This window comes from Methylobacterium sp. E-066 (genome assembly GCF_022829635.1).
Classification (GTDB): Bacteria; Pseudomonadota; Alphaproteobacteria; order Rhizobiales; family Beijerinckiaceae; genus Methylobacterium.
In genome coordinates this window covers 59,404-74,925 of the sequence record NZ_JAKSYO010000206.1, presented here as the reverse complement: position 1 = coordinate 74,925, position 15,522 = coordinate 59,404, and the positions used below count along the sequence as shown (strand labels likewise).

Genomic DNA, 15,522 nt, shown 5'->3' with positions numbered 1-15,522 from the left:
GGGTCTTGAAGCCCAAGATCCGGGTCGCCTCAGCGTAATTCTCAGCGTCCGCCGGATCGCCATAGACGATGACGCTCGTCGCGGGACCTCTATAATGGCTCCTCATCATCATGCAGTGCCTCAAGTAAGGCACTGGAAATAGGAGCCGATTGGTTTCGCTGAATACATATTGCGGCTCGAACTCTTTACTTGACCATTGTGTAGGCATGACTTCGCCCTGTGAGATGAGATGTGTGGCGGGGGGCTCAGAACTCAGTGCAACGGTGCGCAAGAGTTGATCGGGAGCTGTGTATTCGAGGGGTGAAATAGCTGCGCGGTTGCGAGTGAGACGCGCGCAGCAGCGCGGGATCCGGATACGGGCGCGGCGGAATGAATATAAACCTCATGCCGCGCATCGTTTCTAATTATGGTGTTTTCTCGTTTGTATATTTGCAATACATAAAATGGGTCGATCCATTCGCAGGCTTCCGCCAAGACGATCGCGACATCCCTCGGGATTTCCTCGACGAGGAGCAGTACTAAGATGATATGTTGCAGCGAGGTCAGTTTGTCGAGCAAAGTTGCGCAGACTGTACTGATGTGACATTCCATGCCGAAGTCGCTCGCGGTGGCGACGTAACTTGGCAAATCTCGTTTGGGTCCGAAGACCAGCAGCGAGTTTCGTATCTGAGGATGTCTGCTGATCAGATGTCCGATCACCCTGGAGACGATCAGATTGGGCTCTGCCGGTGAACGTCGATGCATGTCGTTCTTCCCTGTATCAGCCTCAAAATCATAGTTATTAATTCGAGCGAAACCTGAGGTATTGCGCGAATCCGACTGCGTGGATTGGCAGATGAGAGTGCACGTTAGCCTATTTTCCGCTTTGCTAGCGCAATACCCTACTGATCTGCCGCTTCTGGTGAGCTCTCCGTGGCCTTCCAGCTCTCGCCTGCGCGCCGCAATGCCCCTCGTGTCGCTTCAAGCACCCGTTGTGCTGCAGGAGTTTCAGCTTGGATCAGGTGCGAGTAATCTGTGACGATCCCTATACGCCTCGTGTCCTCTTCGAAGGTGATATAAGAATGTAATCTTATGACGTAAAGTGGGTTCAACCGTTCGCAAGCGAACTCGATGGCGCGCTGGACAGTTTGCGATAGACGATCTCGCAGGATGACCGCCGCCAACATAGTTGTCGTCGTACCGAGTTCGTTGAGAAACTCCTCGCGTTTCGTGAACAGACGTGTCGGGAAGCCTGCATCACGTGCAAGGGCATCATAATCATCGACGTCTCTGGGTGCACCCCAGATGCAAATAGAGCCAGCGTCTTCAGAGTGGTCGTCGCGAATGATCGCGGCGAATTTGCTGAACAACTTATCTTCTTTGATCATTTGACGAGCCTTTGACGAATTAAAATTGAATTTTTGGCACAGTTTGTGCTGGTTGAGCTTGTCAAAGCCACGATCGCCGCACGCACAGGGACCTCGGGGCTGAACGAAAGCCCTGCATTCGTCGGCCGTCAGCGCGCCGCATACGGTCCTTGCAGCCGCTTACGGCCGGCGGAGCACCGCCCGAGGAATGATGTCTGTGCAGCTGGATGCAATAGGTTCTGCGATTTTGGCGCGTGTCTTATTTCGCCGTAGCCATCGATGGGCTGTGTTTATTCGATTTGGAGATCTTTAGCAAGATAAAATGGTATGGTGGTCGTTATTGTACACTATCTGTATTTGTGTACATGAGTGCGGCACAAGATCTCGACTGGCCAGACTGACTTAATCCTATGGAGCCGCTGCGGATTCGTGGGTGGCGTGTCGCGTTCGTAGACCAGCTCAGGATGGTCAAGTAGGGTATTGACGGACGACCTAGTTGTTCACTATGTTCGCATGTCGACTCCTGGAGCGGCGCGGGCGATGCCAAAGGAACAGGGCGGGGACGGCTCACCAGAGGACGCGCGCCTCGATCGCGTCCTCGCTGCGTCGAAAATGAGCGACAGAGCGAGGGAGCGAACTCGCACCTACATCGAGGGCCTGTGCGGGGGCAGCGGCCGGAAGACGGTCCGCTCCATCGCGGCATCCTCCCGGCCGGAGAGCCGCGTGCAGCTGCAACGGTTCCTCACCGGCGATGCGTGTGCCGACGGTCCGCTCGGGGATCAGCTCGCGCTGGAGGCTGACGGACTCGTCGGCGGCGACCGCGCTTGCCTCGTAGTGGAGGATGTCGTGCTGCCGAAAAAAGGAACGACGTCGGTCGGGGTGGCGCGGCGGGTCGACGGCGCGACGGGCAAGCGGGCCAACTTCCAGGCCCTAATCTCACTGTCGCTCGCCAGAGAGGGACAGATCGTCCCGGTCGCTATCCGGCTGGTCCTCCCCCGTGAGTGGATCGACGATCCGGCCAAGCGCTTGGCGGCGGGGATACCTGAGGCTCCGAGCGACGCCGACGATCAGGCTGCCTATGAGGGTGATCAGATAGTCTTGCAGGAGATCGAGCGACTGAGTGGTCTCAAGGTCCGGTTCGGCGTCGTCGTCGCTCCATCGCACTACGGCACCGTTCGTTTCCGGGAAACGCTTGCGGCGCAGCGAGTCAGATGGGTGCTCCCGATCTCGCAGCACGACGAGTTCTACCAGAGGGACTACACATTCTCCGATCAGGGTAGATCGCGCGGGGTGGTGAAGTTCCACGCTGCACGAAAGACTGCTCTCGACATCATTCAGTGCAAAAAGGGCCAGCATATGATGCGATGTCGCTGGTCAGACAAGTACGAACCTGTGATGGCTAAGATCGAAGACGTATCGCGAAGCGTGATGCTGCGCGAAGCGAACGAAATCGCGATCGCGCAGGACAGGGTTTGGATTTGGATGCAGGTCAACGGCAGGGGGCAATCGGATTGGTGGATGTCGAACCTTCCGCCGAACACAGTCCCGGCCCGCTTGGCCGATGCAGTCAGGAATCGGTGGCTTTGTCGCGACGAGATCGAACGGGTCAAGGGCAAGTTCGGTCTAACCGCTTACCAGGGTCGATCTTGGGTCGGTTTGCACCGGCATGCCTTGATGGTGTGTCTCACGGTACTCTGGACTTTCAAACGTTGACGGGGGCTATACGGCTCCGGCGATGAACCTCCTGCCTTCGGTCCACGGATTGGCCCGGATGTGCGAAGGGGCCGATCATGGGGCAATCATCAGCGGGCAGTGGGGATACCGCCATCCTGCCCATCAGGACTTTGCATGGGCCCTTTTACGTTTCGGCTTGGAAAGCAGTGTCTCGGGTTCAGCCCCTTCCGTAGTGACCTCCGCCGTAGGTTCCGCCGAGATTGGCTCGACTGCCGTTGATGCCTCGTCCTCGGCCACAGTCGTCTCCGTGTGCGGGGCCTCCTGACACTCAGGCGTCTCGGCGGCATCCGGGACCAGCGTGGGAGGAGCGCCCGCCAGCTCCTCGAGCTCGGCCTCCTCCCCTGCCATGAGCCGGTCGAACGTCCCCGCCTCGTCGATCGACCCGGCGATGATTGCCGCCGACACTGACCGCAGACCCTCGCAGAACACCATGATCCGCTTGGCCCGCTCGGCGATGGCCTCGGCCGCCACGATGATCTCCTCACCGTTGCCCTCGCCGACCATCTCGATCAGCGCACGGATCCCGTCGATCTCCATTCCAAGCCCGCGACCGAAGCGGACGAAGCGTAGGCGGGCAACGTCCACGGATCCGTAGCGCCGTTGTCCTGTTCCCGTCCGTACTGGCTCAGGCAGCAGTCCCTGCCGCTCATAGTACCGGATCGTGGGAATCTTCACCGCTGCCCGTTCCGATAGCTCCTTGATCGTGATGCTCATTTCTGTCCTCCGCGTTCTGTGACGCGGCGGACCCTCCCCCATCCTACTAAGAGCTCAACAAGCCGATCTCGTAAAACCGTCTCCGGAAAACAGCGCACATCTCAAGCTTGGCATTGTCCAAACGAGCATCATCGTGCAAACCCTCGATTTTTCGGACATGCGCCAGGGCGTGATCGCGATTTCAACGCCAGCGATAGCGCTGGTATGCCCCGCGGCAAGCGAATGCCCAAAGATTGTACTCTTCGAACATGCCGAGAGCCGGATCATAGGTCGGGCTCTGCTCGTCCTCGATCTTAGTTGCGTATCCTGGATCGTCACCGCCCAAGCGGATGACTTCGGATTGCCCACGGCGGCAGTCGACGAGTTCAGAGCGGACTGTGACTTCGTTCGGCTGCGCAGCCGTGGTCGACTTGCTTATGACCGTCTGCGTGACGACCTTCCACCGCCCGGCACCGGCTGTGGCCTTCTCAATCGCAGTGGAGGTTGCAACAAACTGTGGACCCGAGGGTGCACTAGAAACGCTGTAGGGCTTCAGAGGCTCGGCGTCCTCGCGCAGGAACCGGGCGAATGCCCAGCCCACGAGGCTGCCGATCCGGACCTTGCACCAAGACTGATTGCCTGCTGGCCCGGGGTCTGCCGGCGCTTGCCCGGTCTTTCCGTCCACGCAGCCGAGGTTCTGCAGCCCACGGGTCTGCGGCGGAAGCCCGGTGATCTTCCGTGCGCTGGCGTTCGGCTGGGCGCGCAGAGCCAGCGTGTCAATAGGCCTTACGTCTCGGACGGCGAACCGGTCTGGACCATCCGAGGTGGCGAATGCTGGACCTGCGATGAAAGCGGAAGCCATTACAAGCGGTGGGATGAGCATCTCTGCCCGCCTATGCTGGGATCCTTGCACGCTGTCCTCCAACTCCTGCGACCGGTTCCGACACCCTTTCTACCTGCGAGGAAGTAGCCGCCTCGTGCTTCCCTCAATCTGCTCAGGCGCTGCCGGCATCATCCCAGCGGGCATGGCGTTGACGGTGACATTGAAAACTGGGGCGACCGTGTTTGCCGGAGCGGAATGCCTGGAGCTGCCACCGCCCTCGCTGTTGGCCACGCGAACCATGTCGCCGAGCCTAAAAAGGTCAATTAGCTGCCCGACCCCGCACAAGCCGAGCGTGAAGAACCACAGCAGCCCCGTCCAAAACCGGCCGACGTAGATCCGGTGCAGGCCGCACAGCAGGAACAACCCGCAGCCCCACAGGATGAATGCCACGAACCCACTCTTCCGTCCCATCGCGCTTCTCCCCGTCCAAACCGCGCTGACCCGCTTCTGAGGGGCTGTGCAGCTGCAAGCTTGGCCGCTCTCAGACAAACCAGCGTTTTTCGGAGACGGGTGTCCGCCAGGAATTTGTCGAGGGCAACGCGGCCTCCGTTGGCTCTCGAAACTGTCTCCCAGAAAAGGGGCCGCGGGTGAGACACGGAGTGAGACGTGCTGATCGGCTACGCACGAGTGTCGACGCAGGATCAGAACCCTGAGCTTCAGGTCGATGCGCTGGAGCGCGCTGGATGTAATCGGCTGTACGTCGAGAAGGCGTCGGGGGCTCAGCGAGACCGGCCGGAGCTGAAGGCAGCGCTGGCTTCAGTGTCCACGGGCGATACAATCGTCGTGTGGAAGCTCGACCGCGTGGCGCGCTCACTCAGCCAACTGATCGCTACGTTCGACGATCTAGAGCTACGTGGGATCGGCCTTCGCTCGCTGACCGAGGCGATCGACACGACGACCTCCGGAGGCAAACTCGTATTCCACATCTTCGGAGCGCTGGCAGAATTCGAGCGGTCGATTATCCGTGAGCGGACGATGGCTGGGCTTTTGGCGGCGCGAGCACGTGGAAGGCTCGGTGGGCGTCCGAAGTTGCTGAGCGCTGCCGATCTCGACGTAGCGAGGGTGCTGTTGCGGGACGGTACGTTGACGGTCAGTGCAGTCGCTGAGCGGCTCGGGGTGACGGCTTCAACCCTGTATCGCTACCTTCCGGCGGCTCGCTCGGCCCACCTAGAGATTGTGGTCGAGCCGGTACCGACACCCTGACGGCACGCGCGAGATAGCTCGAATTGGACAGTTGGGTCACTGTGCCCGTACCCGTGAACAAGCACCAAATGGGCTAACTCATTGTTTGAACTGCGATTTGATCGACGCGGGCTGATGCCGAATGATCGAGGAGAGAAGTAGCAGTATCGTTATTAAGCCGATTTTCTCGCACTCATTCTCGCCATGCTCGTATCGCTGCCAACGGGAGTAGATCATCGCGAGGATCGGTCATCGATGGCGTCATAGGCAGAGCTCGTTATAGTCGGGTTATAGCATTAAGCGTGACCAGCCCATTCTGGATCGAGCGCAATGGGGTAATGGCAACCGGATAGTCAGATTGGACTGTGGACGCTGGTTCGCGCCCCTGAGCAGACGTTCTGCATTGCGCCCATATCGGCCGTTCAGCTGCCCCAGGCGAAAGCTCTGGAGCGGACGTTAATACGAGCTAGCTAGGTAGCGGTTCGGGATCGCGCCACAACCGCACTTTCGTCTTCCCGATCAGGTCGGCTTCCACACTCAGTGTTTCAGTGCGTCACTCGGGTTCTTGACGCGGAACTGCAGCGCTTCGCTCATCGGCAGGTCTAGGTTTTGTCCGGCTGGCGGGATCGGCGTGAGGAACCACCGCTCGTACAACTTGGCGAACGTACCGGAGGCCATCTGAGCTTTCACGGCTCCATCGACGAGTGCCTTGAACTCAGGATCGTCGCGCGGGAGTATGAGCCCGTAGTAGTAGTCGACGCCTGATGATGCCGGCAGGAACGCCAACGCTGCCGGATCCAAAGCCGTTGCCCGCGCCCCGGCGAGCAGGACATCGTCCTCGTACCACGCCGCCGCTCGGCCGGTGCGCAGCATCAGCAGCGACTCGGCGTGGTCGCGCGCCTGCAGGATCGTCAGATCGAGACCGTCCGCGGCGTTCAGCTTCTGCGCCAGAAGCATGTTGAGCGAGCCCTGCGTGATCACCACGGTGCGGCCCCGCAAGCCGTTCACATTTGCGATCCCGGACGCCCGCAGGGTGAGCCAGCGCGGCTGGCTGACGAAGGTCGCGACGGAGAAGGCGACCTGCTTCTGCCGCTCGACGGTGTTGGTCGTGCTGCCGCACTCGATGTCCACCGTGCCGTTCTGGAGAAGCGGGATCCGGTTCGAGGCGTTCACCGCGACGAAGGTGGTCTTTAACTCCGTTAGCTTGAGCTCTGTTCGGATCCGCTGCGCCACCGCCGCGCAGAGATCGAGCGACATGCCAACGGGCTTCTGATCCGGACCGAGATACGAGAACGGAATCGACGCCTCTCGATAGCCCAATGTTAGCGTGCCCGAAGACCGGATCTTCTCGAGCGTCGGGCTTGCGGCGAGCGCTCCTCCGAGGCCGGAGACGATCGCTAGGGCTGACAGGGCCGGACGGAGAGCACACGCGAGCTTGGGCGTCATGACGGTGTCTCCAATAGAGAGGACATTGAATCTGAAGGCGCTTGCCTTCAGACGTTGCCACCGGCTGCAGTCTCCTCGAGGCTTTCGCGCAGCGCCGCCTCGAGGATCTCGACGGCCCGATCGATCTCATCGGTGGAGACTGTGAGCGGGGGGGCGATCCGCCAGACCGAGCCTCGCTCAGGCCGGCGACGGATGTTCATGCTCAAGCCTTTCTCGAAGCACTTGCGCGTGGTCAGTGCGCCGAGTGCATGCGCCGGGCTGCGTGAGACGCGGTCCGTCACCAGTTCGACCCCGATGAGCAGGCCGAGCCCGCGCACGTCGCCAATCACCTCGTAGCGCTGTTGCAGGTCTTCGAACCGACCGCGCAAATAGGCGCCCATCTCGTTGGCCCGGACGACGAGCTTTTCCTGCTCGATCACCTTCAGAACCGCGAGGCCGACCTCGGCGGTGAGCGGGTCGGAGACGTGGCTGGTGTAGTAAGTGAAGTGCTTCTCGTGGATGTCCGCCTCGATCGTGGCGGTGGTTGCGACGGCCGCGAGCGGCAGACCTCCGCCCAGCGTCTTCGACATCGTCATGATGTCCGGCACGACGTCGAAGTGCTCGGCGCCGGTGCGTGTGCCGATCCGGCCGAAGGCGGTCTGCGCCTCGTCGAAGATCAGCAACATGCCGCGGGCATCGGCAGCCTCCCGCAGGGCGACCAGGAACGAACGCGGCGGCACCAGTACGCCGCCCGCGCTGATCACCGGCTCGACGATGATGGCGGCGCCTTTGCCCGCCGACTGCATGTCGTAGAGCTTCAGCGCGAGATCGAGGTTGGCGAGCGCCGCCGCCTCCTCATCCATTCCCGGAAAGTAGGGGCGGTAAGCGTTGGGCTCGGGGATGACGAACACGCCGGGTGCGGGCACGCCGTAGCCCTTGCGGTCGCTGGCCATCGAGACGGAACTCGCCCCGCCTGTGATGCCGTGCCACGAACCGCCGAGGGCCAGGACCTCGTAACCGCCGGTGTACATCTTAGCCATGCGCAGGGCGACCTCGGTCGCCTCGGAGCCGGTGTTGACGAAGATCGTCTTCGTGAGGTCGCCGGGCAGCCAGTCGCGAGCGAGAACCCGGGCGAGCTCGGCCACCACTTCCGGGATCATCCCGCTGAAGAAGTGGAACGCCTTTTCCCCGGCCCGATGAACCGCCTCGACGATGGCGGGATGGTTGTGACCGATCGTGGCGCACATCTGGCCGGAGGTGAAATCCAGGTACTCCCGTCCCTGGCTGTCGGTGACGACGGTGCCTCTGGCTTTCGTGAAGAGATTCGGGAAGGTGTCGCCGCCGTAGCGGACCAGATGGTCCTTCGCAGCCGCCTCAAGGGATCCGCTCATCGTCCGCTCCATCGGCAGTGTGCCGGGATCGGGCCAGCTCCGAAGCGGCGCTCGTTGCGGCCTCGGTTCCGGCACCGGCGTTGCGTGGTGTCGGAAGCATGGTTAGGTCCGAGGTGCCGATGCGCGCCAACGCAAAAAACTCACCGGCCGCTGAGGCTGGCTCACCGGCAGATCCGGGGCGACGCAGGACGCCGCCGCTGCGGGCGCTCGCGGCGTTCGAGGCCGCCGCCCGTAACGGCAGTTTCGTGAAGGGCGCCGGGGAGCTGGGCGTCACGCCTTCGGCGATCAGCCATCAGGTTCAGCAACTGGAGGATTTTCTCGGCCTGCCGCTGTTCAGGCGGCGGGCGGGCCGTGCCTTCCTGACGGAGGCAGGCAGGACCTACGCCGCCGAGATCGAACACGCCTTCGGCGTCATCGCAGGTGCGACGGAACGGGTCGCCCCACAATCCCAGCGCGAGCCCCTCGTCATAGCATCAGGGCCGAGCTTCGCGGCGAAATGGTTGCAGCCCAGGCTACCGGATTTCCTACGTTCCCACCCCGAGGCGCGGATCCGTCTGTCGACGTTGTCGGATCGCGACGACATCGAGACGGAGCGGTTCGATCTCGCCATTACCTACGGCCGACCGCCACAGACAACCCTGCGCGTCGAGCCGCTCCTGATCGAGCGGCTGCGCCCGCTGTGCAGTCCCTCCCTCGCCGATTCGGTTGGGCTGTACACACTGCGAGACCTGGCAACCACGACCTTGATCCATTCCGTCAACGCGTTGACTTGGGCGCACTACCTGCGACGTGTCGGAGAAGGGGACCTACGCCCGCGCAACGAGATGTGGCTGGACCGTTCAGTGATGGCGGTGGAAGCTGCGGTTGCTGGCCTCGGCGTCGTTCTGGAGAGCGAGGTCCTGGCGGCGGATGAACTTCGTGACGGCCGGCTGATCGCTCCCTTCAGGGATCATGCATGCGAGGTGGAGACGACGTCGTACTTCCTCGTCAAACCACGCGGGGTGAAGCGCGGGTCACTGGCTGGCCCGTTTGAGTCGTGGCTGCGGGGTGCGATCGCGGCAGAAAATCTTACCGCTCCGGCAATCGATGCGTCGGTCGGCGGGTAAGCACCAGAAGCGAACCTTGGTCTCCGGTCGGAAAACAGATCTTCGGCTTTGCGCCCTTCCCGGTCATGCGCAAAATCGTAGCTCTTTCCCGGAAGCGGACTTGTTGTGCCGATCCAACTCGGTCGTTCAGCACAGTGGCACTGGTCGCTGAAGCGGATAGATGAATCGAACTCCGCAGGGCTTTCTCCCCCGACTAGGCCGCGGCCTCGTTCCTGCAAGCCGGGGAGCGACGGGTTCGGTGTGCGTTCCGGATCAGCGCTGGCGGTCGAGCGAAGACCGCCCGAGCAGAGTGAGAGTTGCCCGATGAAAAGGCGTACACTGTTGCAGGGAGCCGGGGCTTTCGTGGCCAATGCGATCGGGGCGCCAGCCCTAGTCCGTGCCGAGGCCGCCACGACCCTACGCTTCATCCCACAGCAAGATCTCGTCACACTCGATCCGGTTACGACCTTCGCGTACATTACCCGCAACCACGGCTACATGGTCTTCGATACCCTCTACGGCATGGACGGAAACTACCGCGCCACGCCGCAAATGGTTGAGGGCCACCGCGTCGAGCAGGATGGGCGTCGCTGGGACCTGACACTGCGCGAAGGCCTGCGCTTCCACGACGGGACCTCCGTTCTCGCTCGCGACTGCGTTGCCTCCCTGCGGCGCTGGGCCAAGCGCGACCCGTTCGGCGGCTCACTCATGGAGGCCACCGACGAACTGTCGGCGGCCGATGACCGGACCATCCGGTTTCGGCTCAAGCGCGCGTTTCCACTTCTGCCGATCGCTCTGGGCAAGGCTTCCGTGCCTCTCTGCGCCATGATGCCGGAGCGCCTTGCTGTCACCGACCCGTTCCAGCAGGTGCCGGAGCTGATCGGCTCCGGGCCGTTCCGTTTCAAGGCGGACGAGCGTGTGCCCGGCGACCGCACAATCTACACCCGCTTTGAGGGCTACGTGCCACGCAAGGACGGCGCGCCCACTTGGACCTCCGGGCCGAAGGTCGTCCATTATGACCGAGTTGAGTGGCGCGTGATCGGCGACACCTCCACAGCCACCTCGGCGCTGATCGCCGGCGAGGCCGACTGGCAGGAATACGCGTCTCACGATCAGCTGGGTCTCTTGAAGGCGGCCAAGAGCGTGACCACCCGCGTCCTCGATTCGACTGGCTTCGTGACGATGTTGCGAGTCAACCACCTGCAGCCGCCGTTCAACAATCCGGCCATCCGGCGGGCCCTCTGGGGTGGGATCGACCAGACGTCCTGCATGCAAGGAGTTGTGGGCGCCGATGATCCCAGCCTGTTCCACGTACCCCTCGGATTCTTCTGTCCGGACACACCGATGGCCTCGACCGACGGGCTCGAGCCGCTCACGGAGCCACGCGATCCGAACAGGGTGCGCGCCGACCTCAAAGCTGCCGGCTATACCGGAGAGACCGTGCTGCTGATGGTGCCGTCGAACTCGGCGCCTCTTCTGGCGCTCGGCCAAGTCGCAGCCGACCTGCTCCAGCGCGTCGGCATGAATGTCGAGGTCTACGCAGTCGAGTTCAACGCAATGCTACAGCGGCGCAACCGCAAGGGGCCGGTCTCCGAGGGCGGCTGGAGCGCCTTCGTGACCAACTGGTCGGGTATGGATTGGCTGAACCCCGCCGGCTACATCGCCCTGCGCGGCACCGGCGAGACCGGTTATGCCGGCTGGGCTACGACTCCGCGGATCGAGGCCCTGCGTGACGCATGGTTCACCGCACCGGACGAGGCGGCCCGCTCCGCGATCTGCCGGGACATCCAGCTTCAAGCGATGCAGGACGTGCCCTACTACCCTCTGGGCCAGTACCTTCAGCCGACTGCCTACCGCTCCAGCCTCACCGGCATCCTCGACGGGTTCCCAACATTCTGGAATGTGCGGCCTGCCTGAGGGGCGGGCCGCTACGCCTTACAACCCCGGGAAGGTCGGTGGCGCGATGGCATCGGCGCCGCGGCCCGCCCAGTCGAGCTGCCGGATCTGCGCCAGTGCCCGGACCTGCGCCTCCTCCAGGGCGGCGGCGGAGGCGGCGTAATCGACCAACAGGGCGCGACCGTCGCGGACGATCTCGCGGCCGCCGACGAAGACCTGCCGGACCGCGCGATCGCCGGCCGAGTACATCAGGGACTGCACCGGGTCCCGGCACGGTCGCATGGCGGGATGCGCGCAATCGACGAGCACGAAATCGGCCTTGCAGCCCGGCGCGAGCCGGCCGATATCGCCGCGCCCGAGCGCCTTGGCGCCTCCCACGGTGGCGGCGTGGAACACGTCCGCCGCCCGGGTGTCGCGCGGATTCTCGGCCACGACCCGGGCGAGGTACGAGACGAGGCGCATCTCGTCGAGCATGTTGTGCGGGTAGACGTCGGTGCCGATGCCCATGTTGACGCCGGCCTGCAGATAGCGGCCGAAATCGTGTAGCGCGATGCCGCGGCGGGCGAAGACGGTCGGACAATGGGCGACCGTGGCACCGCGCTGGGCCATGCGTCGCAGGTCCGTGCCGGGGCTGTGCCAGTGGGTCCAGGGATGGTCGTCCAGAAAGATCCCGTGGCCCACGATGGTGCGCTCAGTCAGCACGCCGAGATCGTCGAGCCATTCGATTGGCGTCATCCCGGTGCGGCGGGTGATCTCGTGGAACTCTGACAGGGACTGCGCCGCGTGGGTGTGGAAACGCAGGTCGCGCCGGACCGCCTCGTCATGGGCATCTCGAAGCAGCGCCGCCGTGCAGGTGTCGACCTGAGCCGGACAGAGCATGCCGAACAGGCGCCCGCTCGCGTGCCGTTGCGCCGCGGTGATCTCGGCGAGCGCCTGCTCCAGGCCGCGATAGCCCGCCGCCTCATCCCATTCGTACTCCACGCTGTGGCCGTTCCGGGTCAGCCAGCGGCCGGACCGGAACATCGGGGCGATGCAGACCCGAAGGCCTGAGGCACCGAGAAGGTCGAGCCAGCCGTCGCTCGGCAGGGCGAGATCGCAGACGGTGGTGACGCCGGAGAGGGCAAGTTCGGCGAGCGCCACCCCGTAGGCGGCCCGCGTCCCCTCCGCGTCGGGCCGCAGGATCGGCAGATACTCGTAGAGCGAGGTGTTGTAGAGGCGCTGGCTGCCGACCTCGTCCCACATGCCCTTGTTCATCGGCTCCGAGAACAGGTGCGTGTGGATGTCGACGAGCCCTGGCATGACCAGGCAGCCGGAGGCGTCGATGGTTCGGTCCGGCGGCGGCCCCGTATAGCCCGGGCCGACATGCGTGAGGACGCCGTCCGCGAAGACAACATCAGCGCCGGTCTGGTAGACGTGACCGCCGCTGTCCGGGTCCCAGGCGACGACCCACCGGGCCCCCGTCACCAGGGTGACGCCCACAGCCCCGTCCGCAGCATCGTCGTGCATCGATCACCTCTTCCTCAGGTCGAGGGGGCGGGCAAGATCGGTGCCTATTCGGTTGCACCGAGGGGTTTGCGGCCCGGGTTTCGCTAGGCCGTTTTGAACAACGGCGTGTCGGTCCGCGTCGCGGCACGAGAATGGCCTCGGTCGGTCAATCCGAACCACACCCGCATCCTGAGAGGCTGGGCTGCAGCCTCGAAGGTCGATGCCAGCCGGCCGCGCGACCCTTGAAGCTCTCCTTCGAGGCCTACGCTGCGCTCCGGCACCTCAAGGTGAGGTTGGAAGTGGGATTGGCCCGCGCAACGCCGTTGCCGACGGGGCGAGGCCTGAATGCGCTGTGACGATCGGTGTTCGGAAGGACGGCAGCATGCACCAGCGCGATACCACCGAGCCCGCACGGATCCTGGTCATCAACCCGAACTCGTCCCAGGCCGTGACCGCCGCCATCGACGCGGCGCTCGACCCGCTGCGCTTGGCCGGCGGCCCCGCCATCGCGGTGACGGACCTGCCCGATGGGCCGGCGAGCATCGCGTCCCAGCAGGACGCCGATTCCGTCGTGATGCCGCTCGCCCGGCGCATCGCGGCGGACGGGGCGGACGCCTTCGTGATCGCCTGCTTCAGCGACCCGGGCCTGCACACGGCCCGCGAGGTCGCCAGGGGCCGGCCCGTGATGGGCATCGCCGAATGGGGCATCCTCCGGTCGCTCACCCTCGGCGAGCGCTTCGGCATCGTCGCCCTATCGGAGGGCAGCGTGCGGCGCCAGCGCCGGATGGTCCGCCAGATGGGCCTCGGCGAACGCTATGCCGGCAGTCGGCCGGTGGAGGCGCGGGCGGACGAGACGGCCGGCGAGGCGATCCGCGACCGCCTGATCGCGGCGGCCCGCATGCTGATCGCGCGCGACGGCGCCGACGTGATCGTCCTCGGCTGCGCCGGAATGGCGCCGCACCGGAGAGCGATCGAGGACGCGGTCGGGTGCGCGGTCGTCGAGCCCTGTCAGCAGGCGGTGGCGGCAGCCCTCGGGGCCGTTCTGCTCGAGACCGCCTCTTTAGGAAGGACCCGGCGATGCACTACGACCTCCTGATCCGCGGCGGCACCTGCGTCACGCCCTGGGGGACCGAGGGGATCGATCTCGGCGTCCGCGCCGGGCGGATCGCGGATCTCGGTGCGCCGATCGGCGCGACCGCGGATACGGTGATCGACTCGGTAGGCCTGCACGTCCTGCCCGGCCTGATCGACAGCCACGTCCACCTGCGTGATCCCGGCGACCCAGCCGTGGAAACGATCGAGACCGGCACGCGGGCCGCGATCCTCGGCGGGATCGCCACCCTGTTCGACATGCCCAACACGGTTCCGCCCATCGCCGATACCGAGCGCTTGACGTGGAAGCGCGGCTACGTGGCGGGTCGTAGCTGGTGCGATATCGGCCTGTACGTGGCGGGCGCCAAGACCAACATCGACAGGTTGGCGGCGCTGGAACGCGAGCCAGGGGTCTGCGCCGTGAAAGTGTTTGCGGGCAGCTCCACGGCGGCGCTGATGATTGAGGACGACGCCCATCTCGAGCGGGCCATGCGAGCCGGCCACCGGCGCATGGCCTTCCACAGCGAGGACGAGTTCCGGTTGCAGGCGCGCAAGCCGTTATTCGCCCGGGGGCAGCCGTACCGGACCCACATGGAATGGCGCGACGAGGAATGCGCCTTCCTGGGGACCCGGCGCCTGATGGCCCTGGCCCGCAGGACCGGCCGGGCGACGCACATCCTCCACGTCTCGACCGCCGAGGAACTCGAATACCTGCGCGATTTCCGCGACGTCGCGACCGTCGAGGTTCTGGTCAACCACCTGACCCAGGTGGCGCCCGACTGCTACGATACGCTCGGCGGGCTTGGGGTGATGAACCCACCGATCCGCGGCGAGCGGCATCGAGCAGCCGCCTGGGCCGCCGTGCGCAACGGGACTGTCGATACGATCGGCAGCGACCACGCGCCTCATGCCCGGGCAGCCAAGGAGCAGCCCTGGCCCGATTGTCCGGCCGGCCTCACGGGGGTTCAGACCCTGGTTCCGGTCATGCTCGATCATGTCGCAGCCGGGCGCCTGTCGCTGGCGCGCCTCGTGGACCTGATGGCGGCCGGTCCGGCTCGTGTCTACGGCCTGCTCGGCAAGGGGAGAATCTCAGTCGGATACGACGCGGATTTTACCCTGGTGGATCTGAAGGCGCGTCGCACAATCGAGGACTCTTGGATCGCGTCGCCCTGCGGTTGGACTCCGTTTGCGGGACTACCCGTGACCGGATGGCCGGTCGCCACCGTTGTCCGGGGCAGATCCGTCATGCGCGATGACGAGGTCTTGGGCGATCCGGTCGGGCGCCTGGCGCGCTTCTCCGGCTGAGCCGA

At 64.2% G+C, this 15,522-nt stretch carries 14 protein-coding genes; 6 read left to right on the top strand and 8 right to left on the bottom strand.

Annotation, left to right across the window (positions count from 1 at the left end):
* Window positions 1-252 precede the first annotated feature (252 nt).
* Entirely contained in the window at window positions 253-744 is a 492-nt protein-coding gene (locus MKL20_RS30535; protein ID WP_244039843.1) for a hypothetical protein, read from the bottom strand.
* 137 nt (window positions 745-881) lie between these two features.
* Window positions 882-1,367, bottom strand: coding sequence for a hypothetical protein (locus MKL20_RS30530; RefSeq protein ID WP_244039842.1), 486 nt, complete (start codon window positions 1,365-1,367; stop codon window positions 882-884).
* A 519-nt stretch (window positions 1,368-1,886) separates the two neighbouring features.
* Here MKL20_RS30530 and MKL20_RS30525 point away from each other — a divergent pair.
* Window positions 1,887-3,059, top strand: a complete 1,173-nt coding sequence (locus tag MKL20_RS30525; RefSeq protein WP_244039841.1) for an IS701 family transposase — start codon at window positions 1,887-1,889, stop codon at window positions 3,057-3,059.
* A 123-nt stretch (window positions 3,060-3,182) separates the two neighbouring features.
* On the opposite strand, the gene MKL20_RS30520 is transcribed toward MKL20_RS30525, so the two are convergent.
* The 3 genes from MKL20_RS30520 to MKL20_RS30510 form a co-directional block, all read right to left on the bottom strand.
* A complete protein-coding gene (locus MKL20_RS30520; RefSeq protein ID WP_244039840.1) occupies window positions 3,183-3,794 on the bottom strand; it encodes a MerR family transcriptional regulator in 612 nt (203 codons plus the stop codon).
* 181 nt (window positions 3,795-3,975) lie between these two features.
* Window positions 3,976-4,656, bottom strand: a complete 681-nt coding sequence (locus tag MKL20_RS30515) for an SH3 domain-containing protein (RefSeq protein WP_244039839.1) — start codon at window positions 4,654-4,656, stop codon at window positions 3,976-3,978.
* A 69-nt stretch (window positions 4,657-4,725) separates the two neighbouring features.
* Window positions 4,726-5,046 (bottom strand): TM2 domain-containing protein, encoded by a 321-nt coding sequence (locus tag MKL20_RS30510; protein ID WP_244039838.1) that lies wholly within the window; start codon window positions 5,044-5,046, stop codon window positions 4,726-4,728.
* A gap of 216 nt (window positions 5,047-5,262) precedes the next feature.
* On the opposite strand from MKL20_RS30510, the gene MKL20_RS30505 reads away from it, so the two are divergent.
* Window positions 5,263-5,859, top strand: a complete 597-nt coding sequence (locus MKL20_RS30505) for a recombinase family protein (RefSeq protein ID WP_244039837.1) — start codon at window positions 5,263-5,265, stop codon at window positions 5,857-5,859.
* A 516-nt stretch (window positions 5,860-6,375) separates the two neighbouring features.
* Here the strand turns inward: MKL20_RS30505 and MKL20_RS30500 are convergent.
* Both MKL20_RS30500 and MKL20_RS30495 read right to left on the bottom strand, forming a co-directional pair.
* Window positions 6,376-7,284 carry an amino acid ABC transporter substrate-binding protein gene (locus tag MKL20_RS30500; RefSeq protein WP_244039836.1) on the bottom strand — a complete coding sequence of 303 codons (909 nt, stop codon included), beginning with the start codon at window positions 7,282-7,284 and terminating at the stop codon, window positions 6,376-6,378.
* Window positions 7,285-7,331: 47 nt separating this feature from the next.
* On the bottom strand, window positions 7,332-8,666 hold the full coding sequence (locus tag MKL20_RS30495) for an aspartate aminotransferase family protein (RefSeq protein ID WP_244039835.1): 1,335 nt from the start codon (window positions 8,664-8,666) through the stop codon (window positions 7,332-7,334).
* Window positions 8,667-8,773: 107 nt separating this feature from the next.
* On the opposite strand from MKL20_RS30495, the gene MKL20_RS30490 reads away from it, so the two are divergent.
* Window positions 8,774-9,760, top strand: coding sequence for a LysR substrate-binding domain-containing protein (locus MKL20_RS30490; RefSeq protein WP_244039834.1), 987 nt, complete (start codon window positions 8,774-8,776; stop codon window positions 9,758-9,760).
* Between the two features lie 303 nt (window positions 9,761-10,063).
* Complete coding sequence (locus tag MKL20_RS30485) at window positions 10,064-11,656, top strand: ABC transporter substrate-binding protein (protein WP_244039833.1); 1,593 nt, start codon at window positions 10,064-10,066, stop codon at window positions 11,654-11,656.
* 18 nt (window positions 11,657-11,674) lie between these two features.
* On the opposite strand, the gene MKL20_RS30480 is transcribed toward MKL20_RS30485, so the two are convergent.
* Window positions 11,675-13,141: an amidohydrolase family protein gene (locus MKL20_RS30480; RefSeq protein WP_244039832.1), complete on the bottom strand. Its 1,467-nt coding sequence runs from the start codon at window positions 13,139-13,141 to the stop codon at window positions 11,675-11,677.
* A gap of 361 nt (window positions 13,142-13,502) precedes the next feature.
* Here MKL20_RS30480 and MKL20_RS30475 point away from each other — a divergent pair, with 361 nt between their 5' ends.
* Both MKL20_RS30475 and MKL20_RS30470 read left to right on the top strand, forming a co-directional pair.
* A complete protein-coding gene (locus MKL20_RS30475) occupies window positions 13,503-14,216 on the top strand; it encodes an aspartate/glutamate racemase family protein (protein WP_244039831.1) in 714 nt (237 codons plus the stop codon).
* Window positions 14,198-15,517 carry a dihydroorotase gene (locus tag MKL20_RS30470; RefSeq protein WP_244039830.1) on the top strand — a complete coding sequence of 440 codons (1,320 nt, stop codon included), beginning with the start codon at window positions 14,198-14,200 and terminating at the stop codon, window positions 15,515-15,517. Before MKL20_RS30475 ends, MKL20_RS30470 begins: the two co-directional genes overlap by 19 nt.
* Window positions 15,518-15,522 lie beyond the last annotated feature (5 nt).

What these genes read in the sequence shown, in the direction of transcription:
- MKL20_RS30515 (WP_244039839.1), bottom strand. Translation starts at nt 4,656, where the DNA reads ATGCTCATCCCACCGCTTGTAATGGCTTCCGCTTTCATCGCAGGTCCA.
- MKL20_RS30485 (WP_244039833.1), top strand. Translation starts at nt 10,064, where the DNA reads ATGAAAAGGCGTACACTGTTGCAGGGAGCCGGGGCTTTCGTGGCCAAT.
- MKL20_RS30535 (WP_244039843.1), bottom strand. Translation starts at nt 744, where the DNA reads ATGCATCGACGTTCACCGGCAGAGCCCAATCTGATCGTCTCCAGGGTG.
- MKL20_RS30495 (WP_244039835.1), bottom strand. Translation starts at nt 8,666, where the DNA reads ATGGAGCGGACGATGAGCGGATCCCTTGAGGCGGCTGCGAAGGACCAT.
- MKL20_RS30475 (WP_244039831.1), top strand. Translation starts at nt 13,503, where the DNA reads ATGCACCAGCGCGATACCACCGAGCCCGCACGGATCCTGGTCATCAAC.
- MKL20_RS30500 (WP_244039836.1), bottom strand. Translation starts at nt 7,284, where the DNA reads ATGACGCCCAAGCTCGCGTGTGCTCTCCGTCCGGCCCTGTCAGCCCTA.
- MKL20_RS30520 (WP_244039840.1), bottom strand. Translation starts at nt 3,794, where the DNA reads ATGAGCATCACGATCAAGGAGCTATCGGAACGGGCAGCGGTGAAGATT.
- MKL20_RS30525 (WP_244039841.1), top strand. Translation starts at nt 1,887, where the DNA reads ATGCCAAAGGAACAGGGCGGGGACGGCTCACCAGAGGACGCGCGCCTC.
- MKL20_RS30530 (WP_244039842.1), bottom strand. Translation starts at nt 1,367, where the DNA reads ATGATCAAAGAAGATAAGTTGTTCAGCAAATTCGCCGCGATCATTCGC.
- MKL20_RS30470 (WP_244039830.1), top strand. Translation starts at nt 14,198, where the DNA reads ATGCACTACGACCTCCTGATCCGCGGCGGCACCTGCGTCACGCCCTGG.
- MKL20_RS30490 (WP_244039834.1), top strand. Translation starts at nt 8,774, where the DNA reads ATGCGCGCCAACGCAAAAAACTCACCGGCCGCTGAGGCTGGCTCACCG.
- MKL20_RS30480 (WP_244039832.1), bottom strand. Translation starts at nt 13,141, where the DNA reads ATGCACGACGATGCTGCGGACGGGGCTGTGGGCGTCACCCTGGTGACG.